Here is a 22469-nt window from a genome sequence, read left to right as displayed (position 1 = left end):
CGTTCGCGCGAAAGCCGGAGTGCGGGACGCGTTGATGGAGTGCTTCATTTGGAGGCGCGCCGCCCGTCGCGCGCACCGGGGGGTGTGCTCCCCCGGCCGGAGTCCGCGTCCAGCTACCACGGCCGGCCGCCGGCCATCCATGGCCGGCTGGGAGCACACCCCCCGGTGCACGCGACGGGTCCGTGCATCGGCGGCTGCGGTACGCAGAGCAGGAGCATTGCGCGCGGCTGACCCGCAACGACCACTCCCGTGTGTTGGGGCGATTCCGGGCACGGAGCCAAAAGCGGCGGTTGCTGACGGCGTCGCCTGCAACGACCACGCTTGTTCGGCAGTTCCGGCATGGAGGTCAACAGCGGCAGCCGGAAGTCGGCGACTGCCCCGACGGCCTACGTTCTTCGCCGTTGACCTTCGGGACGCGACGACGGTCGGGGCTCGCCGTGGACGCAGGGGGATGTCCAGAGCCGGCCATGGATGGCCGGCGGCCGGATGTGGGAGCAGGACGCGGAGATATCCGGCTGGGCATCCCCCTGTGGCCGCGGCGGGCTGTCCGCGCCCCTCCCGGGCCCGTGCTCTGGCACTGGCTTGACTCCGGTCTTACGGGCTTCCGGGCTCGATGCTCTGCGCCTGGATGGAACTCTCTCCCAGGGGAGGAACCATCTCTATCAGGACTGCTCCGGCAGCGCGTCCCAGAACGCCTCGATGCGGCGGCGCTGGGACGCGTCCGGCAGCGCGCCGCGGCCGGCGGCGAGGTTGTCCTCAAGGTTCTTCAGTCGCGTGGTGCCGGGCAGCACCGCGGTGACCGCGGGATGGCCGAGGTTGTACTTCAGGAACAGCTGCGCCCAGCTGGTGGCGCCGAACTCCGTGGCCCACTCCGGCAGCGGCACGTCCCTGACCCGCCCGAACAGGCTGCCGCGGCGGCCACCCAGCGGCACGTTGAGCAGAACCGCGGTGCCACGCTCCTGCGCCGCGGGGAACACGGTGTCCTCGGCGATCCGGTTGCCCAGTGAATAGTTGACCTGCACCACGTCGAGCGGATGCGCGCGGATCAGCGCCGCGGCTTCGGCATGCTGTCCGTCGTTCGAGGTGGTGATGCCGATATGGCGCAGGCGCCCGGCCTGCTTCCACTCCAGCAGCGTGGGGATGATCGCTTCGGCACCGTTGAGGTTGTGCACCATCATCAGGTCGATGGTGTCGGTGCGCAGGTTGCGCAGCGAGGCTTCCATCTGCGCGATTCCCGCGGCGACATCGCCATCGGGCGCGGTCACCTTGGTGGCCAGGAAGAAGCGGTCGCGCAGGCCCAGCTCGTCGATCAGTTCGCCGAGGACCGCTTCGGAATTGCGGTACGCCGGTGCGGTGTCGATCACGCTGTTCCCGACCTCCGCCAGTCGCCGCAGCACCTCGCGCAGTGGCGCCTTCTCCTCGGCCGTCTGCACGCCGTAGGCATTGGTGCCCAGCCCGACCACCGGGATGCGCTCGCCGCTGGAGGGGATCGCACGCAGGATCGGCGCATCCGTTGCGGCCGCCGTGGCGGCGCGTGCCCAGGCGGGCAGTGCCAGCGCGGCGGTGGACAGGGCGATCCCCTGCAGCAGGCGGCGGCGCTGCGGATCGCGGATGGAGGTGGTCATGGCGGGATCCTTGCGGGAGGTGCCCGGATTCTTCCACCGCGCCGACGCGCGGACAACGTTGCGGTGCAGCGCGGCGGGGCGTCCGGCCGATGTCAGCCCGGTACACCGGGTCCGCTAGCATCACGTGTTCCCGTCCTGCGAGCGCATGCATGTCCATATCCCGAAACCGGCGTACGTTGCTCGCTGCACTGCCCGCACTGCTGGTGCCCTGGCTGGCGGACGAAGCGCGCGGCGCGGCACGTGCGGGTGGCGCCGCCCCGGGGTCGCACCCGCGTGCGGGCGCCACCGCCGACGAGGTGATGCAGGGCGTCGATCTGGCAGGCCGGACGATCGTGGTGACCGGCTGCAACTCGGGCATCGGGCTGGAGGCCATGCGCGTGCTCGCCGCCAATGGCGCACACGTGATCGGTACCGCACGCGACGAGGCCAGGGGCAGGGCGGCCTGCGGCTCCGTACGCGGCAGGGCGACGCCGGTCGTGCTGGAACTCACCGAGCCGGAATCGATCGTCGCGTGCGCGCGGCAGGTGACGACGCTGGCGCCACGCATCGATGCGCTGGTCTGCAATGCCGGCATCGTGCTCGATACCCACGAGCAGCTCGGCGCGCTGGAGAAGCAGTTCGCGGTGAACCACCTCGGCCACTTCCTGCTGGTCAACCGGCTGCTGGCGCCGATGCTGGCGGCACGCGGCCGCGTGGTGGTGGTGGGCAGCGGCAACCACCGCGATGCACCCGAGGGCGGCATCCAGTTCGACGACCTGTCCGGCGCCGGCTGGTACCGGCGCGGCTACTCGCATTCCAAGCTTGCCAACGGGCTGTTCTCGTTCGAGCTTGCGCGACGGCTGGCCGGCACCGGCGCGACCTCGAACTGCGTCACGCCCGGCCATACCCGCACCAACATCCTGCGCTCCACCGGTCTGGGGTATGCCGACAACGCACGCACGCCTGCCCAGGGCGCGGCGACGCCGTGCTATGCCGCCGCGCACCCGGCAATGGCCGGCATCAACGGTGCCTACCTGAGCGACTTCCGCGAGGCGCCACAGGGCGCGGCGCAGACCGACCGCGCGATGGCCGCGCGTCTATGGCAGGTGTCGGAAGCGCTGGTGCAACCATCTCTGCAGCCGTGGCCGCGGGCACTGCGCGACTGACCGCTCACGCCCGACACGCGACGATCCGGGGATGAACATCACCAGCGTGCTGCATGTGGGTGCCACCGGGCTGGTCGGCCGCGACGTCCTTGCACGGCTGCTCGCCGATCCGCGCGCCACCCGGGTGGTGGCGCCGACGCGGCGGCCGCTTGCGGTCGCGCATCCGAAGCTCGTCAACCCGGTGGTCGATTTCGATACCCTGCCGGCGACCGCCGACTGGTGGAAGGTCGATGCGGTGATCTGCACGCTTGGCACCACGCTGCGCCAGGCGGGTTCGCGCGAGGCGTTCCGCCGCGTCGACCACGCTTACCCGCTGCAGGTGGCGCGCCATGCGCAGGCGGCGGGTGCGCGCGTGTACGCGCTGAACTCGGCGGCCGGTGCCGACCAGCGATCGCGGGTGTTCTACAGCCGGGTCAAGGGGGAACTCGAGCGCGACCTCGAGGCGCTGGGGTTCGAGTCGCTGGTGCTGGTGCGCCCGGGCCTGATCGGCGGCGAGCGCGAGGAGCACCGCACCGGCGAGGCGGCAGCGTCGGTGGTGCTGCGCGTGCTCGGGCCGGTCTTGCCACGTCGCTGGCGGATCAGTCCGGCCACGCGGATCGCCGCGGCGCTGGTCGACGCCACGCTTGCGCCGCACCCGGGGCGGCATGTGATCGGCGCGGACTCGCTGGCCGATTGAGGCCGCGCCGTTGCGCCAGCGGCGGCAGGCGCCTACCGGCTGCGCGAAGGAGTCCGGCGCGGCGGTGCGCCGTGAAGGCGCACCGCCACAGGCCGACTCAGTTGTTGCCGGTGTTGGTGCCCTGCGGTGCACCGTCGACCCGCACGAGCTTCCACAGGCCCCACTGGTCCTGCACGCCATCGCCCGTGGTCCGGCCGGCGCCGGCATCGGCGGCGTAGCGGTAGAGCGGCTCGCCGCTGTAGGTCACGTGGTGGCTGCCGTCGGTGCGCGGGATCACGCCGGCGCCGCCCGGGCCGATGCGCGGGTCGGTCCGCGGCGTGGTGGCGTTGTCGGTCAGGGCCGGCGGCCAGACTTCCTCGCACGCGGCATCGCAGCGCTCGCCGGCGGTGTTGCCTTCGAGTACGTACAGCGACTGTCCGGCGGCGTCGGTGAGGTAGCCCGGCCCGGTACCGTCGCCGGCGATCGACAGCAGTGGGCGATCACCGGCGCCGCCCGCTGCGCCCGCCGACGCCCCTTCCGCCGGCATGGTGCCGCCGGGCATCGTGGTGTCGGCGGCGGTGTCGCCACGTGCCTGGGTGTTCGCGGTGTCCCTGTCGGTGGCACGGTCCTGGCAGGCCGTGAGCAGCAACAGCAGGGCGAGGGCGGAACCGGACTTCATGCATGCGGACATGGCAATCCCTTTCACGTTGGCGTGTGGAATCCAGTATCGACAGCGCCGCGGCGAGCCCGCGTGAAGCGCCAGCGCGCCCGTGGTCGGCGCCGCCACGGCCTAGAATGCGCGGCCCGCAGTCCCCGAGCCGAGCCATGCCGCACTCCTTCCGTTCGCACCGGCGCCCGTGAGCCGGCTCGAAGCCGATGTCGTGGTGATCGGTGGCGGCGCCGCCGGGCTGATGTGCGCGATGACCGCGGGCGCGCGCGGGCTGCGCGTGCTGGTGCTGGAGGGATCCAACCGGGTCGGCAAGAAGATCCTCATGTCGGGCGGCGGCCGCTGCAATTTCACCAACACCGGGACCGGGCCAGGCAACTACCTGTCGGCCAACCCGCACTTCGTGAAGTCGGCGCTGGCGCGCTACACGCCGTGGCATTTCCTCGAACTGGTCGAGCGCCACCGCATCGCCTGGCACGAGAAGGAGCTCGGCCAGCTGTTCTGCGACGAGTCGTCGAAGCTCATCGTGCGCATGCTGCTCGACGAGTGCGCGCAGGCGGGCGTGCGGGTGGAAACGCAGGCGGCGATCGACATCGTGGCAGTCGGCGAGGACGGGCGCTTCGAACTCGACTGCCGGCTCGGGCGCGTGCACGCCGCGCGGCTGGTGGTGGCCAGCGGCGGGCTGTCGATCCCGAGCCTGGGTGCCAGCGGATTCGGTTACCGGCTGGCCGCACAGTTCGGCCATGCGCTGCTGCCTACCCGCGCCGGCCTGGTGCCGCTGACGCTCAGCGGCAAGCACCAGGAACGCATGGACGGGCTGGCCGGGGTGGCGTTTCCCATCGAGGCCCACTGCAACGGCCAGTCGTTCCGCAACGCCATGCTGGTCACCCATCGCGGCGTCAGTGGCCCGGCGATCCTGCAGATCTCCTCGTACTGGCAGCCCGGCGATGAGCTGCGCATCGACCTGCTGCCCGACCACGACATCGATGCATTGCTGCAGGGCTGGCGACAGGACCGCCCGGATGCCGAGCTGCGCACGCTGCTGGCCGAGGTGCTGCCGCGCCGCTTCGCCCAGCGCCTGGCCGAGGTGTGGCTGCCGAGCCGGCCGATGCGCCAGTACAGCGCACCGCAGCTGCGCGAGGTGGCCACGCTGCTGCGTGCCTGGCCGCTGGTGGCCAGTGGCACGGAGGGCTACCGCACCGCGGAGGTCACGCTGGGTGGCGTGGATACCCGCGAGGTGTCGTCGGCCACGTTCGAATCGCGCCGCGTGCCCGGGCTGTATTTCATCGGCGAGGTGCTCGATGTCACCGGCTGGCTGGGCGGCTACAACTTCCAGTGGGCGTGGGCCTGCGCGCACGCCGCCGGCAGCGCGCTCGGGGGCGAATGACTGCTGGCATGGCATGCTCTGGCGCCGCATCCGGAGCCCGTCATGACCGTCTTCCCGTTCCGCGCCGCGCTCGTCGCCGGCTGCCTGGCCGTGCTGGCCGCCTGCGGCGGTCCGCCGCCCTACACCGGTGGCGACGTGGCGAGCCTTGAACGCATCGACCTGCGCCCCGGCGACGGCGAGACCGCACGTGCCGGCGACACGGTGACCGTGCACTACAGCGGCTGGCTGTACGACGGGAATGCCGTCGACCGCCGCGGCGCGGCCTTCGACAGTTCGCGCGAGCGCGGCGAACCCTTCGAATTCACCCTCGGCGCCGGCCAGGTGATCCGCGGCTGGGACGAGGGCGTGGCCGGAATGCGGGTGGGCGGCCAGCGCGAGCTGCGCATTCCGGCCGGACTCGGCTATGGCCAGCGCGGTGCCGGCCGGGCGATCCCGCCGGGCGCGTCGCTGGTGTTCGATGTCGAGCTGCTGGGCGTCGAGCGCCCCTGATCCCTCAGCGCGGCAGCTTCAGCGCCGGGAACTGGGTGGTGGTACGTACGCCGTCCACCAGCCCCCAGCGCACGCCGATGCGGCGCAGGCGCGCTTCCACGTCGGCACGCAGGTGCGCCGGCGTCATCGCCAGCACCGCGTCATGGCGCTCCGCCCAGGCGTTGGCATAGGCGAACAGGTCGCGGTGGCGATGCTGCAGGTCCTGCATCTCGGCCTCGAGCCGGGCAAGCGCCGCGTCGACGGCGAGTTGCGCGGATGCCGGGTCGGCGGAGGAAAGCTGGGACATGCGGACGTCTCGGTCAACCATCGAACACGTCGCCGGAGCGACAGTGGCTGCCGCCTGACTGCGACAGTGGGCACATTCTCGGCCAGATGGACTGAGAGGCAACCCAATGCTGTAGCGGCCGCCGCATTGACATCTGGAGACCGCCGGTCGGCCACCCGACCACGGTGTGCGCACGTCCTGTCGGTCAGGCTGCAGCCCGGTTCTCCAGGAGCGTTGCCATGACCCATGACTATCTGCCGGAAACCCTCACCCGCGCCGATGCCGATGCACTTGCAGGGGTGACCGTGCTGGATTTCGGCACCGGCTGGTGCGGCCACTGCCAGATGGCCATGCCGCTGGTCGACGCGGCCGTCCGTGCCTGCAATGGCGCGGTCCGCCATATCCGCATCGAGGACGGGCGCGGCCGCCCGCTGGGGCGCAGCTACCGGGTCAAGCTGTGGCCGACGCTGGTGGTGCTGCGCGATGGCGAGGAAGTGGCACGCGTGGTGCGGCCGCAGGAACGTGGCGAAGTGGAACAGGCGCTGGCCGCCGGCGCCCCGGCACCCGGCGAGGCCTGAGGCGGGCGTCTCGCCGCGTCCGTCACGGCAGGCTTCCTAGAGTGGACGCCAACATCCCGAGACACAGGAGGCTCCATGAAGATTCCGGCCCGTACCCTGGTGGTGGTTGCAGATGGCGGCGGCGCGCGTGTGTTCCGCAACGTCGGCGACGAGCAGTACCTGATGCTCAAGCAGGAGGAACTGCTCGAGCTGATGAACATGAACGATGACGGCCCGGCGGGCAGCATGCCCACCGAATCCAGCGGCGAGGCCATCGACGAGGCCACCTTCGCCAAGCAGCTGGCGCAGAACCTCAATGCCGGCGCGCTCAAGCACAGGTATGACCACCTGGTGCTGATGGCGGATCCGCAGACGCTGGGACAGATGCGCCCGCTGCTGCACAAGGAAACCACCGCGCGGATGCTGGCCGAGATCGGCAAGAACCTCACCAACGTGCCGCTGGAGGACATCGAGCGCGCGCTGCAGAACGGCAAGGCCCAGGGCGCCTGAGCGCCCTGGCCAGGTGCGGGCTCAGGCGTCGGCGAGCGAGGCCGTATCGATCACGAAGCGGTAGCGCACGTCGCCCTTGAGCATGCGCTCGTAGGCGGTGTTGATGTCGGCGATGTCGATCATCTCCACGTCCGCGGCCACGCCGTGCTCGGCACAGAAGTCGAGCATCTCCTGGGTTTCGCGGATGCCGCCGATCATGGAACCCGCCAGGCGGCGGCGTCCGGCCACCAGCGGGAAGGCGCTCAGGGGGGTCGGGTCGGGAATGCCCAGCAGCACCATGGTGCCGTCGATCTTCAGCAGGTTGAGATACGCGTTGTAGTCGTGCTGCGCCGACACCGTGTCGATGATGAAGTCGAAGGTGCCGGCATGTTCGCGGAACATGCTGCGCTCGCGGGTGGACAGGAAGCCCGTCGCACCCAGCGCCATCGCGTCCTGGCGCTTGGATTCCGAGGTGCTGAGCACGGTCACCCGTGCGCCCATCGCCCGCGCCAGCTTGACCGCCATATGGCCGAGCCCGCCCAGGCCGACCACGGCGACCTCGTCGCCGGCCTTGACGCCGAAGTGGCGCAGCGGCGAATAGGTGGTGATGCCGGCGCACAGCAGCGGCGCGGCACGCTCGGGCGGGATGCCGTCCGGAATCCGCACCACGTAGTTCTCGTCGACCACGATCCGCGTCGAATAGCCGCCGTAGGTCGGCTCGCCGCTGTCGCGCTCGCGGCTGTTGTAGGTGCCGGTCATGCCTTCGCGGCAGTACTGTTCCTCGCCGGCACGGCACGGCTCGCAGCTGCGGCAGGAATCGACGAAACAGCCCACGCCCACCAGGTCACCGACCGCGAACTTCGTCGCGCCTTCGCCGGCACGGCTGACGCGGCCGACGATCTCGTGGCCCGGCACCATCGGAAAGATCGATCCACCCCATTCGTCGCGGACCTGGTGGATGTCGGAATGGCAGACACCGCAGTAGAGGATGTCGATCAGGACCTCGTGCGCGCGCGGTTCGCGGCGCTCGACGGTGAACGGGGCCAGCGGCTCGTCGGCTGACGGCGCGGCATAGGCGGGAGTGCGCATGGCGGCCTCGCGGTGCGGGGAAAGCGCGCATGCTAGACCATCGGCGGGAACATCCCGTTGTCCCGCAGCGGTGGATCGCCAGCCGGCCGATGCCCTGAACCAGGCCAGCGCGGCACCTTCCGCGTGTGCGCCCGCACCCCCGGCCCCGCCCGTAGGGGGGGCGATGTGTCCTCAGTCCGCGGCGTCGGGGTTGCGCTGTTTCCAGGCCGCCAGCCGCCGCCGGTAGTCGTCCAGCTCCTCGGCGTAGCTGTCGTACACGCAGACGCTGCAGCCGCTTTCGCAGCAGTCGCTCGGCAGTGGTGGTTCCGGCGCCAGCGGGCGCGGATCCGGGGCGGAATCAGGCATGCGGTGAAGGATATCGCACGGCAGAAGTCCCCTCCGGGGAGGTCGTGGGGGCGCCGCGTGGCGCGCGACGGGCCTGCTAAAGTCCGGCGGGTTGCAGCACGGGACGGCGATCTGGTGAACGCGGTATCCATGGACACGGGCGGGACGGCGGCCGCGCCCGACAACGAGGGCCGCATCGTGGCCGCACTGGTCGCACGCGGTCGCCTCAAGGAAGCGGACCTCGCCCGCGCGCGCCGCGTGCACGACGAATCCGGTGGCAGCCTGCTGGGCCTGCTCGGAAGGCTCGGGCTGGTCTCCGAGCGCGACCATGCCGAGACCTGCGCCGAGGTGCTCGAACTGCCGCTGCTTGCCGCACGCGAACTGCCGGATACCCCGCCCGAGCCGCTGGAAGGCAGCCAGCCGCTGGCGCTGCGCTTCCTCAAGGAATTCCACCTCTGTCCGCTCGGCGAGCGCGACGGCCGCCTCGAACTGCTGATGGCCGACCCCTGGGACGACTACGCGCGCCAGGCGGTGGCGCTGGCCACCGGCAGTGCGCTGGCCCCGGTGGTCGGGCTGCGTTCGGAAATCGCCGACCTCGTCGAGCGCTGGCACGGGCAGGGGCGCAGCGCGATGGGCACGATCGTCGAATCCGCCGATGGCGACGGCGGTGCCGATGTCGACGACGTCGAACACCTGCGCGATCTCGCGTCCGGCGCGCCGGTGATCCGGCTGGTGAACCTGGTGATCCAGCGTGCCGTCGAACTGCGTGCCTCCGACATCCACATCGAACCGTTCGAGAGCCGGCTGAAAGTCCGCTACCGCGTCGACGGCGTGCTGATCGATGGCGAGAGTCCGCCGGTCAACCTGACCGCGGCGGTGATCAGCCGCATCAAGATCATGGCGCGGCTCAATATCGCCGAGCGCCGGCTGCCGCAGGACGGCCGCATCATGCTGCGCGTGCAGGGCAAGGAACTCGATCTGCGCGTGTCGACCGTGCCCACCGCGCACGGCGAAAGCGTGGTGATGCGCCTGCTCGACCGCGAGACCGTGGTGCTGGACTTCCACCGGCTCGGCTTCACCGACGAGTTCCTGCCGCAGTTCCAGCAGGTGCTCGAGCAGCCGCACGGCATCCTGCTGGTCACCGGCCCGACCGGCTCGGGCAAGACCACCACGCTGTACACCGCGCTGTCGAAACTCAACACCGCCGACGTCAAGATCATCACCGTCGAGGACCCGGTCGAATACCAGATCGAGGGCATCAACCAGATCCAGGCGAAACCGGCCATCGGCCTCGACTTCGCCAATGCGCTGCGTTCGATCGTGCGGCAGGACCCGGACATCATCATGATCGGCGAGATGCGCGATCTGGAGACCGCGCGCATCGCGATCCAGTCGGCACTGACCGGGCATCTGGTCCTGAGCACGCTGCACACCAACAACGCCGCCGGCGGGATCACCCGCCTGCTCGACATGGGTGTCGAGGACTACCTGCTGACCTCCACCGTCAACGGCATCCTCGCCCAGCGGCTGGTGCGGCGGCTGGAGCCGACGCATGCCGAGAGCTACCCGGCGAGCCCGGAGGAGATCGAAAAGTTCGACCTGCGCCGCTTCCAGCCGGAGGGCGAGATCCGCCTGTACCGTCCGCGCGCCTCGGCGATCGCGCCGACCGGCTACCTCGGCCGAACCACCATCGTCGAGTTCCTGGTGATGAACGACGAACTCCGCCGCGCGGTGATGCGCCACGCCGGCATGGGCGAACTCGAGCGCATCGCCCGCGATGCCGGCATGCAGACGATGTACGAGGACGGCATCCGCAAGGCGCTGGCCGGCGAAACCACCATCGAGGAAGTGCTGCGGGTGACCGAGGATGCGTGACGGGGACGCATGGATGCTGCCGTGGCAGTGGGGCGTCCATGAAGCGATCCCGCTGTTGCCGTCATCCCCGCGAAGGCGGGGATCCAGTGTCTTTCTCTTCGCGGACAACGGTCATGGACAGACTTCCGGCGGTCTACATCCTGGGTAGTGGCCGCAACGGCACGCTGTACATCGGCGTGACCCGCGACCTGGTTGCGCGGATCTGGCAGCACCGCGAGCACGTTGTGGATGGATTCACCCGCAAGTACGACGTCACGCGATTGCTCTGGTACGACGTCGCGGAGACTATGGAAGCCGCGATCCGGCGCGAGAAGCAACTGAAGAAGTGGAACAGGGACTGGAAGGTTCGCCTGATCGAAACGCAGAACCCGTACTGGAATGACTTGTGGCCGACAATCTCGGATACCGTGCCGAAGACGCTGGATTCCCGCCTTCGCGGGAATGACGGGCAAGGGCCTGGGCACGGGAACGACGAGCAAGGACAGGACCACAGGGATGACAGGCAAGAGTCTTAGCCGGATCAAATGACCCTCTACCGCTACAAGGCGCTCAACGCGCGCGGGGAACTGCTCGACGGCCAGATGGAGGCCGCCAGCGAGCAGGAGGTCGCGCTGCGCCTGCAGGAGCAGGGGCATCTTCCGGTCGAGGCGCGGCCGGCCAGCGAAGGCGGTGGCGACGGTGCGTGGAAGACATTGTTCAGACCGAAGCCTTTCGGTGGCCAGCGGCTGGTGCAGTTCACCCAGCAGCTGGCGACATTGCTTGCGGCCGGGCAGCCGCTGGATCGCGCGCTGACCATCCTGCTCGACCTGCCGGAGGATGCCGCGGCGCGGCGCACGCTGGTCGACGTGCGTGATGCGGTGCGCGGTGGCAGCCCGCTGTCGACCGCGCTCGAGCGCCAGCACGGCACGTTCTCGCGGCTGTACGTGAACATGATCCGCGCCGGCGAGGCCGGTGGCAGCCTGCACGAAACGCTGCAGCGCCTGGCCGACTATCTGGAACGCAGCCGAGCGTTGCGCGGACGGGTGGTCAACGCGTTGATCTATCCGGCGATCCTGCTGGTGATGGTCGGCGGCTCGCTGCTGTTCCTGCTCGGCTACGTGGTGCCGCAGTTCGCGGCGATGTACGAAAGCCTCGATGCCACGCTGCCGTTGTTCACCCGCATCGTGCTCGGCATCGGCGAGGCGGTGCGCGACTGGTGGATCGTGCTGCTGGTGCTGCCATCGCTGGCGCTGTGGTGGCTGGACCGGCGCCTGCGCCTTCCGGCATTCCGCCTGCGCTTCGATGAGCGCCTGCTGGGTGTGCGCGTTGCCGGGCCGCTGGTGGCGCGGCTGGAAACCGCACGGCTGACGCGCACGCTGGGCACGCTGTTGCGCAACGGGGTGCCGTTGATGGGTGCGCTGGGCATCGGCCGCAACGTGCTGGGCAATCGCGCACTCGCCGCCGACGTCGCGGCAGCCGCGGAAGAGGTGAAGGGCGGGACGGGGCTTGCCACCGCGCTCGCACGCAGCAAGCGCTTCCCGCGGCTGGCGGTGCAGATGATCCAGGTCGGCGAGGAATCCGGCGCGCTGGATACCATGCTGCTCAAGACCGCCGACACCTTCGAACAGGAAACCGCGCAGGCGCTGGACCGGATGCTGGCCGCGCTGGTGCCGGTGATCACCATGGCACTGGCGCTCATCGTGATGGTCGTCATCCTCGCCGTGCTGGTCCCGATCTACGATCTCACCAACGTCATGGGCTGATGGCATGAATTCATATCGTTATTGCAGAAGGGCGGGGCGCGTGGGTCCTGCCGGAACAAATGGAGTTTCGCGGGTGGGTGTGCGTGGTGGTTCGCCTTGCGCAGGCCGTGGCGACGGCTCCGGCAGCATCAGACTTTCACTCCAGTCCCAGCGCCGTGACGGCTTCGGCAGGCCGGGCGCTTCGATGTCCGCGCAGCGCGGTTTCAGCCTGATCGAGATCATCCTGGTGGTGGTGCTGATCGGCGGCATCGTGGCGTTCGCCGCCACCCGCATCCTCGGCGGCGGCGACCGTGCGCGGGTCAACCTTGCGCGCGCGCAGGTGCAGACGCTGGTGGAAAAGGTCGACAGCTACCGCATGGATACCGGCCGCCTGCCGAATGCACTCGGCGACCTGGTCACCCAGCCCGGCGACGCCGCCGGCTGGCTTGGTCCGTACGCACGCGCGTCCGAACTCAACGACCCCTGGGGCACGCCGTTCGAGTTCCGCGTGCCCGGCGAAGGCAGGCCGTTCGAGATCGTGAGCTACGGTGCCGACCGCAGCCCGGGCGGCGACAGCGTCAACGCCGACATCCGCAGCGAGTGATCCCATGGCGGCGGCGCACCGGGCGTGGCCGTCGCGTTCGCGCGGGTTCTCGCTGATCGAGGTGCTGGTGGTGGTGGCGTTGATCGCCGCCGCCGGTGTGCTGGCGGTCGGCGTGTTCGGCAATGGCTTCGAACGCCTGCGGCTGCGCTCGGCGGTCAACGAGGTCGCCGGCAACCTGCGCCACACCCGTGCACTGGCGATCGCCACCGGCCAGCCGCAGCGATTCGTGGTGGTGCCGCAGGAGCGTACCTGGCGTGCCGCCGGCGATCGTGATGGCCGCTTGCCGGAGCAGCTCACGGTCGAGTTCACCGGCGCACGCGAAGTGCAGCCGCGCGACGGCGAAGGCGCGATCGTGTTCTTCGCCGACGGCGCATCCACCGGTGGCCGCGTCGCGCTGGTGACCGGCAACGCGCGCTGGCATGTCGACGTGGCCTGGCTGACCGGCGAGGTGCGCGTGCACCGCGGTGGGGTGACGCCATGACGGCCGCGCATCGCGGGACCTCCGCGCCTGCCGGTTGCCGGCACCACCGTGGTCCGGCCCGGCACATGCGCGGCTACACCCTGCTCGAGGTGCTGGTCGCGTTCGCGGTGCTGGCACTGGCGCTGACCCTGCTGCTCGGCACGCTGTCGGGCGGTACGCGGCAGGTGCGCTGGTCGGCCGATGCGGGTCGTGCGGCGTTGCATGCGCAATCGCTGCTGGCCGATGTCGGCGTCGGTACGGTGCTCGAGGCCGGTCGTCGTGACGGCGTGTTCGACGATGGGCGTTACCGCTGGTCGCTCGAGGTCTCGCCATGGGTGGAACCAAGCCTGCCACCGCCGGCCGTGGTCGATCCCTTTGCGCCGCAGCTGCTGTCGCTGCAGCTCACCGTGCTGTGGGGCGAGGGTGGCCCGCGCGAACGCCTGCAGCTGCATTCGTTGCGGCTGGTGCAGGCCGATGCCATTGCCGGGCCGCTGCCATGAGGCCGCCCCGGTACCGCGGTCCGGGTCGTGCAGGCGGTGGCGATGGCTTCAATGGAACGGGTGGGTCGTGCCGGTCCAGGCGGCAGGCATGCTCACGCGGTGACCTGCCGTGCGCAGACCGTGGCGACGGCCCCGACAGCGCCGGGGTTTCATTTTCGTCCTTGCGCGGCCGTGGCGACGGCTTCCACCGGCCCGGTGCGTCGTTCCGGTTCCAGCGGCAGGGGCTTTGTCGCAGTGGTTCACCGTGCGCAAGCCGTGCCGACGGCTTCTGCAGGCCGGTTGCTTCAATATCTGCTCAGCGGGGCTTCACCCTGATCGAGATCCTGCTGGCCACCGTGCTGCTGGCGGCCGGGCTCGCGCTGGGGTTTGCCACGTTGCGCGCGGCCACCGCCACCGTCGAACGCGGCGAGACGCTGGCGCGCGACAGCGAGCGCATGCGTGCGGTCAGCACCTTCCTGCGCGGACGCCTGACCGCGGCGTTGCCGATGGCGTTCGGCCAGGACGAACAGACCGGCGCGCCGCTGCGCTTCGTCGGCGAGGCCGACCGCATGCGGTTCGTCTCGCAGCTTCCGGACTACCTCGGACGCGGCGGGCCGGCCCTGCACGATGTCGGTGTCGAACGCAGCCGCGACGGGCTGCGCCTGGTGGTCTCGTTTGCCAGCGTGGTCGGCGGCAGCACCTTCGAGGAACGTCCCGCACGCGCGCCGGAGCCACTGGCGGACGGACTGGAGGCGGTGCGCTTTGCCTATCGCGGCCTGGATGCCAACGGCGAACCGACCGCGTGGCTGGAGCGCTGGGGCGGTGCCGACGAGCTGCCGCTGCAGGTGCGGGTGGAGATCACCGGCAGGAACGGCGCAACGTGGCCGACGCTGCTGGTGGCGCTGCCACAGGGCAGTGGCCGCATGCAGGATCCCGCGGGCCTGGTGCCGTGACGCGGGCATCCGCGGGTCGACATGCACGTGGCGCGGCGCTGCTGCTGGTGCTGTGGCTGATCGCGCTGCTGGCCGCACTGGTCGGGGCATTCGCGCTGACCGCACGCACCGAACATCTGCAGGGCCGCGTACTCCACCGCGGCGTGGTGGCCAGCGAAGCGGCGCGTGCCGGGCTGGAGTACGCCGTTGCGCGGGTCATCGACACCACGCCGGAAGGGCGCTGGCTGCCCGACGGCCGCGACTACGCATGGCGTTTCCACGATGCCGCGCTGACCCTGCGCATCGTCGACGAGACCGGCAAGGTCGACCTCAATGTCGCCCAGCCTCCGTTGCTTGCCGGGCTGCTGCAGGCGGCCGGTGCCGAGGCGGACATGGCGGAGCAGCTGGCAGGCGCCATCGCCGACTGGCGCGACACCGATGACCTCGGCCAGCCCTCCGGCGCCGCGGAGGATCCGCAGTACGCCGCGGCCGGCCTGCCCTACGGTGCCAAGGACGCACCGTTCGAGGACGTCGGCGAACTGCAGCAGGTGCTGGGCATGACCCCCGCGCTGTACGTCGCGGTCGCGCCGCACGTCACGGTCCATAGCGGGCTGCCATCGCCGGACCCGCGGTTCGCCGGCGCGCTGGTGCTGCAGGCCATGGGTCTCGACCCGCAGCCGGTGCTGGAGCAACGCACGCAACTGTCTGGAATCACCCCGCCGCCGGACCTGCTGGGCGCCGGAACCGGCACGTATAGTATCGACAGCCATGCCCGCCTCGCCGATGGTCGCGAGGCGGTGCTGCGGGCGGTGGTGCGGGTCGGCGGGGGGGCGCCGGGCACCGCCTATACGCCACTGTTCTGGAACGAAGGAGTGTCCGTATCCGAGCCGCAGTCCAGTCCCTGATGCGCCCCGTCGCCGGTGCCGGTGCCGGCGTGGCCGTGCACGGGGATACGCCGTTGCCGGTGCGTGCCGACGCTGCGGTCGGCCATGGCCGGAGTGCCAGCCGATGGCGGGCGTGATGTCGCCCGCGCCCGCGACCTCGCGCGCGGCGTTCGCTGGAAGGATCGGCCCACGCCTGCTTGCGGCGTGGCGGTGGTGGACCGCGGCACTGCTGGCGTGGCTGCCATTGCGCCTGCGCGAGCGGCTCGGCCTGCTGCCGCAGCGCCTGCTGCTGCACCCGCAGGGTGCCGATCTCGCGATCGCGCTGGAACGTGCCGGTGAGGCGCGCGCGCTGGCCGTGCTGCCCTGGCAGGACGACGACAGCAATGCCGCCGCGGTGCTGGCACGCGTGCTCGCACCGCAGCTTGCGGACCTGCCGCGCTGGCTGGTGCTGCCGGCCGGCAGTGGCCTGCGACGCACGCTGCGCCTGCCCGCTGCCGCGGCGGAGCGGCTGCGCGACGTGGTCTCGTTCGAGATCGACCGCCAGACTCCCTTCTCCGCGCAGACCGCGGTGTTCGATGCCCAAGTGATCGCGCTGCGCGACGACGGCCAGCTGGATGCCGAGCTGATCGTGGTGCCGCGGCGCACGCTCGACGACGCGCTTGCGGCGCTGGGCCCGGTTGCCGACACCCTCGCGGGCGTCGACCTCGATGACGGCAGCGGCCAGGCGCTGGGCATCGACCTGCTGCCCGCCGGGCGCAGGCTGCACCGCGCGGATCCGCGGCGGCGCTGGAACCTGCTGCTGGCGGCGATCGCGCTGTGCGCGCTGGTGGCCGGGATGTGGCAGGTCCTGGACAACCGCCGCGCGGCGGCCGATGCATTCGAGGACGCGTCGCGCCCGGTGATCGCGCAGGCGCGTGCGGCCTCGGCCCAGCGCCAGCGCCTGACCGGTCTGATCGAAGGCATGCAGTACCTGGAGACGCAACGCGCGGCGCGCCCGACGATGGTCGAGATCCTCGACGAGCTCAGCCAGCGGCTGCCCGACAGCACCTATCTGGAGAAGCTCGCGGTCGAGAACGACCGCCTGCTGCTGATCGGCCTGAGCAGCGAGGCCTCCGCGCTGGTCGGGCAGCTGGAAGGCTCGCCGCTGTGGCGGTCGCCGGCGCTGACCGGCGCGTTGCAGCCCGATCCGCGCAGCCGCCGTGACCGCTTCACGCTGACGGCCTCGCTGGCGGTCAGTGACGTGGCGACGACCGCCGCGCCGCCGGCACGCGGAGGCCCCGATGCGGGCGGCTGAGGTGCGGCCGCGCGATCGCTGGCTGGCGCTGGGCCTGCTGGTCGCGGTGCTGGCGCTGGCCTACCTGGTGCTGGTGCATCCGTGGTGGACGCGGCCGATGCGCGAGGCCGGGGCGCGGATCGAATCGCTGCAGCAGCGCGAGCTGCGCGCACGCACGGTGCTGCAGCAGGCGCCGCAGGTCGAGGCGCGCGCGATCGAGCTGGCCGAACGCTACGCGCGCACGCCCGGGTTCCTGCCCGAGCGCAGCCCGGAACTGGCCACTGCGTTCCTGGTGCAGCGGCTGGAATCGGCGGTGGCCGAGGCCAGCCCGGGCAATCGCAGCTGCGCGATCGTCAACCGCTCGCCGATGCAGCTGCCGGGGCAGGACGCCCGCTTCCCGCGGGTGGTGGTGCAGGCACGGATCCGCTGTGGCGCACCGGAGCTCGCCGCGCTGCTGCATGCGCTTGAAAGCGGTGCGCCGCGGCTGTTCGTGGACAACCTCAACGTGCTGTCGCAGCGGCATTTCCTTGCGGCGGAAGCGCCCGGCCAGGGCGTCGGCCTCGACGTGAGTTTCGACCTGTACGGCTTCCTGCAGCCCGCGGAGGCCGCCGATGCGCCTTGAGCACGTGGGCACCTCGACCGGCGTGCTCGCGGCGCTTGCGCTTTGGGCGGTGCTGCTGTGGCTGCTGGCGCTCGGCGGGCTCGGCAGCCGCGTCGGCGCACTGGCCGATGACGCCTCGCTGCTGCAGCCGTTGCCGCAGGCCGGCGAGCCCGCGGCCGAGCGCCTCGGCCCGCTGCCGCAGTACGCGGCCATCGGCGAGCGGCCGCTGTTCGCCGATGACCGTCGCCATCGCCCGTTCGTGCTGGATGGCGGCACCGGGGAGACCGGCGCACCGGATTTCGACGTCGTGCTGACCAGCGTGCTGATCACCCCATCGCTGCAGATGGCGATCGTGCAGCCCCGCGAGGGCGGTGATGCGTTGCGCGTGCGCGTCGGCGATGCGCCGCGCGGATTCGGCAACTGGGCGCTGCGCTCGGTGTCGCCGCGTGCGGCGGTGTTCGCCGGTCCCGATGGCGAGCGCGTGCTGGAACTGCGCGTCTATGACGGCCAGGGCGGGCAGCCGCCGACGCCTTCGACTGCCGTCACGCCACCGGCCGTGGCCGCGATGCCGGTGCAGCCTGTACCGCCGCCCGCGCGCACCCGCGCACAGGCCCGACAGCAGGCGCAGCAGGCCCGGGACGCGGCACAGCCCGCGCAGGCCGCGCAACCTCCGCAGGCGGGCGCGGTGGAGGCCGGCGACAGCCCGCCGCGCGACGCCGACCCCACCCCGGCCAGCCAGGCCGAAGCCATCCGCCGCCGCATCGAGGCGCGCCGCGCGCGCCTGCAGGCCGAACGGGCCACCCGGCCCGCAGAACCCGTAGAGTCCCCGCAATGACGCGATCCCGATCCGCCCTGCTCCGTTACGGCCTGCTCCATTACCGCCTGCTCCATTACCGCGTGCTCCATTACGGCATGTTCCGTCTGCGCCCCTTCGCGCTCGCACTGCTGCTCGGCCTGCTCACCGGCTGCGCCTCGATCGCGGTGCCGGAGATCCGCCGCGATGCCCAGCCGATGGTGGCGCCGGGCGAGGTCGAGCGCGAAGCACTCGACGAGGCGGAAGCCGGCCCGCGCGCGCAGGTGCGCCGCGGCACCCAGCAGACCATCAACCGCGCCGCCGCCGCGCAGCCGCTGCCCAACCTCAGCGCCACCAGCGGAGAGGCCACCTTCAACTTCGAGGGCGAATCCGTGCACGCCGTGGTCAAGGCGGTGCTCGGCGACATGCTGGGCCAGAACTACGTGATCGCCCCGGAAGTGCAGGGCACGGTGACGCTGGCCACGCCGCGTCCGGTCGGCGCCTCGCAGGCGCTGAGCCTGCTGGAGATGGTGCTGGGCTGGAACAACGCGCGGATGATCTACAGCGACGGCCGCTACAACATCGTGCCTGCCGATACCGCGATGGCCACCGGCGCGGTCGCCCCGCGCACCGGCAGCGCGGCGGGCGCGCGCGGCTTCGAGGCGCGCACGGTGCAGCTGCAGTACATCTCCGCCACCGAGATGGAGAAGATCCTCGAGCCCTACGCGCGGCCGAATTCGATCGTCAACGTCGACAACGGCCGCAACGTGATCACCGTGGCCGGCACCCGCGCCGAGCTCGAGAACTACCTGCGCACGATCGAGATCTTCGATGTCGACTGGCTGGCCGGGATGTCGGTGGGCGTGTTCCCGCTGGAATCCGGCCGCGCCACCCAGGTGGTCGGTGACCTCGAGAAGGTGTTCGGCGAGGACAGCGGCTCGCCGGTGGCCGGCATGTTCCGCTTCCTGCCGCTGGACGGGGCCAACGCGGTGATGGTGATCACCTCACAGCCGGCCTACCTCGACGAGATCCAGCGCTGGCTGGAGCGCATCGACACCGCCGGCGGCGAGTCGCGGCTGTTCTCCTACGAACTCAAGTACATCAAGGCGGCGGAGCTGGCCGAGCGGCTGGCGCAGGTGTTCGGAGCATCGTCGGGTGGTTCGGGCGATACCGGGGGCAGTGCGTCGCTGATGCCGGGCACCACGCAGACGCGCATCGGCAGCCAGGACGACAGCCGCCGCGACGACACGTCGATGAGTAGCGGCAACGACCGTTTCGGTGGCGGCGCCGGCACCGGCGGAGGCTTCCAGGGCGAGATGTCGCTCAACCCGGCCAGCCAGGGCAATACCAGCGTGATGCTGGAAGTCGAGGGGTCGCGGGTCGGTGTGTCCGCGGTGGACGAGACCAACACCCTGCTGGTACGTGCGACGGCCTCGGCGTGGAAGTCGATCCGCGAGGTGGTGGAGCGGCTCGACGTGATGCCGATGCAGGTGCATATCGAGGCGCAGGTGGCCGAGGTGCTGCTCACCGGCGACCTGCGCTACGGCGTGAACTGGTTCTTCGAGCGCGCCGTGACCGACGCCGGCCTGCCCAGCGCGGTGGGACGTACGACCTGGAGTGGCCTGGCCGGCAATGTCAGCGGCACCACCCAGGGCGGCGTTGGCCCCGGGCTGGGCTGGACCTTCCTCGGCCGCAATGCCGCGGCGGTGCTGTCGGCGCTCGACCAGGTCACCGACGTGCGCCTGCTGCAGACGCCATCGGTGTTCGTGCGCAACAACGCCGAGGCCACGCTCAACGTCGGTAGTCGCATCCCGGTGGCCTCGGTCAGCGTCAACCCGGTGTTCGGCGGCGGCGACAACGCCATCAGCCAGGTGCAGTACATCGATACCGGCATCATCCTCACCGTGCGCCCGCGGGTGACCCGCGACGGCACCGTGTTCCTCGACATCGTGCAGGAAGTGAGCACCCCCGGCGACGAGCCCGACCAGTACGGCAACGTGCGCATCAATACCCGGCGCATGAAGACCGAAGCCGCGGTGCAGGCCGGCGACACGGTGATGCTGGCCGGCCTGATCAGCGACCAGAACACCCGCGGCTCCACCGGCTTCCCGGGGCTGAGCCGCATCCCGGTGGTGGGCGGGCTGTTCGGCCAGCAGCGCATCGCCAGCGAGCGCAGCGAGGTGATCATCCTGCTGACCCCGACCATCGTGCGCGATCCCAACGAGGCGCGCCGCCTCACCGACGAGTACGGCCGCCGCTTCCGCGCGCTCGATCCGATGCGCCAGCAGCAGGCGGACGAGGCCGGCCGGGCCGCCGACCGGGTCGAGTGAGCATGTCGCGGGACGGGGCCCGCCGATGAGCACCTTGCCGATCATCGTGCTGCCGCTGGGCAGTGACGACGACGCGCTCGACGCCTGCCTGGCCGCGCTCGATGCCGGCACGCCGGCGGGTACGCGCGTGTGGCTGGCCGACGACGCCTGCGCCGGCCCGCGCGGGCTGGCGATCGTCGAGCGCTGGCTGGGCGGCACCCGACTGCAGGCCGACTACAGCCGCCGCCAGCGCAGCATCGGGGAGGTCGCGCACCTCGACGAGGTGCTGGCCGCCTGCGGCGATGCCGACGTCGTCGTGCTCGCGCCCGATGCCATTCCCGCAGCCGGCTGGCTGACGCAGCTGGTGGCCTGTTTCGCCCGCGACGCCGCCATCGCCACCGCCACGCCGTGGTGCAACGCCGGCGAAACCGTGGCCTGGCCGCGGATCGGCGAGATCTGCGCGGTGCCGCGCGACCTCGTGCGCCTGGGTGACGCCTGTCTCACGCTGCCGCCGCTGCATCCGGAACTGCCCGCGGCGGTCGGCCACGCGGTGCTGCTGCGCGGCAGTGCACGGCGCCGGGCCGGTGGTCTCGATGCGTCGAGCTACGCCTCCTGGTATGCGGCGCTGATCGACCTGTCGCTGCGCCTCGCCGGGCTCGGCTGGCGCAATGTGCTGTGCGAGACGGCATTCGTCGCGCGCGGCGGCGAGGGCGGTGCCGCGGATGGCGACATGCCGGCGCTCGCCGCGCGCTGGCCGGACTGGCATGCGCGCCTGGCGGCGTTCCTGATGCGCGACCCGCTGGCAGGCTGCCGGCAGGCGCTGCAGGCCGCGTATGCCGCGCTGGAAGGCCCGCCGACCCAGCGCGAACTGTTCCAGCAGGAAGCGGCCGCCCCCGGCGGCCCGCCACCGTCCCTCCCCCCTGCCACGCCGCCGCCTTCCGCTCCACGGACCCATTCCGCATGACGCACGCCAGTGCCACCACCACCGACGGCATCGCCGCGGTGGTGGTCAGCTACAACAGCGCCTCGACCATCGATGACTGCCTGACGCGCCTGCGCGCGGCCGATGGCGTCACCGAGATCCGCATCGTCGACAACAACTCGCAGGATGCGACCGTCGCCCTCGTGCAGCGCCATGCCAGCGCCGATGCGCGCGTGCGTTTCATCGCCAACCCGGACAACCCGGGGTTCTCGGTGGCCTGCAACCAGGGCGCCGCGGCCAGCGACGCGCCGTGGCTGGCCTTCGTCAATCCGGACTGCCTGCCCGATGCCGATGCACTGGCGCGGCTGCGCGCGCATGCCGCCGCGCACGACGGCCCGGTGCTGCTGGGCGGCGACCTGGTCGACGAGGCCGGCGTGCGCGATGGCGCCGCGCGCAGGCGCGATCCCGACTTCGGCGCGATGCTGCGCTCGGCGGCGGCACGACAGCTGGACGTGCCGGTCGACGATGGCACCGCGTTGCAGGACGTCGATGCGATCTCCGGTGCGCTGATGCTGATGCCGCGCGCGCTGTTCCGCCGTATCGGCGGCTTCGACAGCGGCTATCGCCTGCATGCCGAGGATCTCGACCTGTGCCGGCGCGCGCGCATGGCGGGGGCCGCGGTGCGGGTCGCCAATGACGTGCGGGTCGTGCATGTGCGCGGGGTGTCCAGCCGCTCGCGGCCGGTGTTCGTGGAATGGCACAAGCACCGCGGCCTGTGGCGCTATTTCCGGCGTTTCGAGGCGCCACGACGCAGCCTGCCGGAGCGCGGCGCGGTGTGGGCGGCGATCTGGCTGCGCTTCCCGCTGGCGGTGCTGCGGCAGCTGCGCCGGTAGGCGTCGCCGTCCGTTCGCGGGAAATGTCCTA

At 71.2% G+C, this 22469-nt stretch carries 24 protein-coding genes and 1 pseudogene; 20 read left to right on the top strand and 5 right to left on the bottom strand.

All coding sequences use genetic code 11. The features are described from left to right. Nucleotides 1–662: 662 nt before the first annotated feature. Complete coding sequence (locus ERL55_RS12820; RefSeq protein ID WP_129136761.1) at nt 663–1625, bottom strand: aldo/keto reductase; 963 nt, start codon at nt 1623–1625, stop codon at nt 663–665. 149 nt (nt 1626–1774) lie between these two features. On the opposite strand from ERL55_RS12820, the gene ERL55_RS12815 reads away from it, so the two are divergent. Continuing rightward, complete coding sequence (locus ERL55_RS12815) at nt 1775–2770, top strand: SDR family NAD(P)-dependent oxidoreductase (protein ID WP_164972196.1); 996 nt, start codon at nt 1775–1777, stop codon at nt 2768–2770. A gap of 31 nt (nt 2771–2801) precedes the next feature. Then, entirely contained in the window at nt 2802–3446 is a 645-nt protein-coding gene (locus ERL55_RS12810) for an NAD-dependent epimerase/dehydratase family protein (RefSeq protein WP_129136759.1), read from the top strand. A 97-nt stretch (nt 3447–3543) separates the two neighbouring features. On the opposite strand, the gene ERL55_RS12805 is transcribed toward ERL55_RS12810, so the two are convergent. Next, nucleotides 3544–4104, bottom strand: coding sequence for a hypothetical protein (locus tag ERL55_RS12805; protein ID WP_164972195.1), 561 nt, complete (start codon nt 4102–4104; stop codon nt 3544–3546). A 178-nt stretch (nt 4105–4282) separates the two neighbouring features. Between ERL55_RS12805 and ERL55_RS12800 the strand changes: the two genes are divergently transcribed. After that, on the top strand, nt 4283–5479 hold the full coding sequence (locus tag ERL55_RS12800; protein WP_129136757.1) for an NAD(P)/FAD-dependent oxidoreductase: 1197 nt from the start codon (nt 4283–4285) through the stop codon (nt 5477–5479). A gap of 42 nt (nt 5480–5521) precedes the next feature. Then, the gene (locus tag ERL55_RS12795) at nt 5522–5968 is read left to right on the top strand and encodes an FKBP-type peptidyl-prolyl cis-trans isomerase (protein ID WP_129136756.1); all 447 of its coding nucleotides are present in this window, start codon (nt 5522–5524) and stop codon (nt 5966–5968) included. A 4-nt stretch (nt 5969–5972) separates the two neighbouring features. Here the strand turns inward: ERL55_RS12795 and ERL55_RS12790 are convergent, their stop codons facing one another. Beyond that, a complete protein-coding gene (locus tag ERL55_RS12790; protein ID WP_129136755.1) occupies nt 5973–6254 on the bottom strand; it encodes a hypothetical protein in 282 nt (93 codons plus the stop codon). Nucleotides 6255–6472: 218 nt separating this feature from the next. On the opposite strand from ERL55_RS12790, the gene ERL55_RS12785 reads away from it, so the two are divergent. Together ERL55_RS12785 and ERL55_RS12780 are read left to right on the top strand one after the other, a co-directional pair. Next, nucleotides 6473–6811, top strand: a complete 339-nt coding sequence (locus ERL55_RS12785) for a thioredoxin family protein (RefSeq protein ID WP_129136754.1) — start codon at nt 6473–6475, stop codon at nt 6809–6811. 75 nt (nt 6812–6886) lie between these two features. After that, on the top strand, nt 6887–7300 hold the full coding sequence (locus ERL55_RS12780) for a host attachment family protein (RefSeq protein ID WP_129136753.1): 414 nt from the start codon (nt 6887–6889) through the stop codon (nt 7298–7300). A gap of 21 nt (nt 7301–7321) precedes the next feature. Here the strand turns inward: ERL55_RS12780 and ERL55_RS12775 are convergent, their stop codons facing one another. Continuing rightward, nucleotides 7322–8368 (bottom strand): NAD(P)-dependent alcohol dehydrogenase, encoded by a 1047-nt coding sequence (locus ERL55_RS12775; protein WP_129136752.1) that lies wholly within the window; start codon nt 8366–8368, stop codon nt 7322–7324. 171 nt (nt 8369–8539) lie between these two features. Then, nucleotides 8540–8713, bottom strand: a complete 174-nt coding sequence (locus ERL55_RS12770; protein WP_129136751.1) for an oxidoreductase-like domain-containing protein — start codon at nt 8711–8713, stop codon at nt 8540–8542. A 114-nt stretch (nt 8714–8827) separates the two neighbouring features. Here ERL55_RS12770 and gspE point away from each other — a divergent pair, with 114 nt between their 5' ends. The 14 genes and pseudogenes from gspE (at nt 8828) to ERL55_RS12700 (ending at nt 22438) form a co-directional block, all read left to right on the top strand. After that, nucleotides 8828–10567: a type II secretion system ATPase GspE gene (gene gspE, locus ERL55_RS12765; protein ID WP_206733321.1), complete on the top strand. Its 1740-nt coding sequence runs from the start codon at nt 8828–8830 to the stop codon at nt 10565–10567. A 113-nt stretch (nt 10568–10680) separates the two neighbouring features. Then, nucleotides 10681–11082, top strand: a complete 402-nt coding sequence (locus ERL55_RS12760) for a GIY-YIG nuclease family protein (RefSeq protein WP_129136750.1) — start codon at nt 10681–10683, stop codon at nt 11080–11082. A 9-nt stretch (nt 11083–11091) separates the two neighbouring features. Beyond that, nucleotides 11092–12309 (top strand): type II secretion system F family protein, encoded by a 1218-nt coding sequence (locus tag ERL55_RS12755; protein ID WP_129136749.1) that lies wholly within the window; start codon nt 11092–11094, stop codon nt 12307–12309. A 184-nt stretch (nt 12310–12493) separates the two neighbouring features. Continuing rightward, nucleotides 12494–12892 (top strand): type II secretion system major pseudopilin GspG, encoded by a 399-nt coding sequence (gspG, locus tag ERL55_RS12750; protein ID WP_100321787.1) that lies wholly within the window; start codon nt 12494–12496, stop codon nt 12890–12892. A gap of 4 nt (nt 12893–12896) precedes the next feature. Next, nucleotides 12897–13373 carry a GspH/FimT family pseudopilin gene (locus ERL55_RS12745; protein WP_129136748.1) on the top strand — a complete coding sequence of 159 codons (477 nt, stop codon included), beginning with the start codon at nt 12897–12899 and terminating at the stop codon, nt 13371–13373. 65 nt (nt 13374–13438) lie between these two features. Then, nucleotides 13439–13852: a prepilin-type N-terminal cleavage/methylation domain-containing protein gene (locus ERL55_RS12740; protein WP_129136747.1), complete on the top strand. Its 414-nt coding sequence runs from the start codon at nt 13439–13441 to the stop codon at nt 13850–13852. A 287-nt stretch (nt 13853–14139) separates the two neighbouring features. Beyond that, nucleotides 14140–14784, top strand: a complete 645-nt coding sequence (locus tag ERL55_RS12735; protein WP_232141825.1) for a prepilin-type N-terminal cleavage/methylation domain-containing protein — start codon at nt 14140–14142, stop codon at nt 14782–14784. Beyond that, nucleotides 14781–15668 carry a type II secretion system protein GspK gene (locus ERL55_RS12730; protein WP_129136745.1) on the top strand — a complete coding sequence of 296 codons (888 nt, stop codon included), beginning with the start codon at nt 14781–14783 and terminating at the stop codon, nt 15666–15668. The genes ERL55_RS12735 and ERL55_RS12730 overlap by 4 nt, the downstream gene beginning before the upstream one ends. 115 nt (nt 15669–15783) lie before the next feature. Then, entirely contained in the window at nt 15784–16941 is a 1158-nt protein-coding gene (locus ERL55_RS12725) for a PilN domain-containing protein (RefSeq protein ID WP_129136744.1), read from the top strand. Continuing rightward, the gene (gene gspM / locus ERL55_RS12720) at nt 16928–17542 is read left to right on the top strand and encodes a type II secretion system protein GspM (RefSeq protein WP_129136743.1); all 615 of its coding nucleotides are present in this window, start codon (nt 16928–16930) and stop codon (nt 17540–17542) included. The genes ERL55_RS12725 and gspM overlap by 14 nt, the downstream gene beginning before the upstream one ends. Next, on the top strand, nt 17532–18356 hold the full coding sequence (locus ERL55_RS12715; RefSeq protein WP_129136742.1) for a general secretion pathway protein GspN: 825 nt from the start codon (nt 17532–17534) through the stop codon (nt 18354–18356). Before gspM ends, ERL55_RS12715 begins: the two co-directional genes overlap by 11 nt. 77 nt (nt 18357–18433) lie before the next feature. Beyond that, on the top strand, nt 18434–20644 hold the full coding sequence (gspD, locus tag ERL55_RS12710; protein WP_129137348.1) for a type II secretion system secretin GspD: 2211 nt from the start codon (nt 18434–18436) through the stop codon (nt 20642–20644). Between the two features lie 25 nt (nt 20645–20669). Continuing rightward, a pseudogene (locus ERL55_RS12705) lies at nt 20670–21425 on the top strand (glycosyltransferase); the annotation flags it as partial. Nucleotides 21426–21583: 158 nt separating this feature from the next. Next, complete coding sequence (locus ERL55_RS12700) at nt 21584–22438, top strand: glycosyltransferase family 2 protein (RefSeq protein WP_129136741.1); 855 nt, start codon at nt 21584–21586, stop codon at nt 22436–22438. The last annotated feature ends 31 nt before the right edge of the window (nt 22439–22469 follow it).

This window comes from Luteimonas sp. YGD11-2, assembly GCF_004118975.1.
In the GTDB taxonomy this organism is placed as follows: domain Bacteria; phylum Pseudomonadota; class Gammaproteobacteria; order Xanthomonadales; family Xanthomonadaceae; genus Luteimonas; species Luteimonas muca.
Note: the sequence above shows the minus strand (reverse complement) of the source record. Positions and strands in the feature narration are given on the sequence as shown.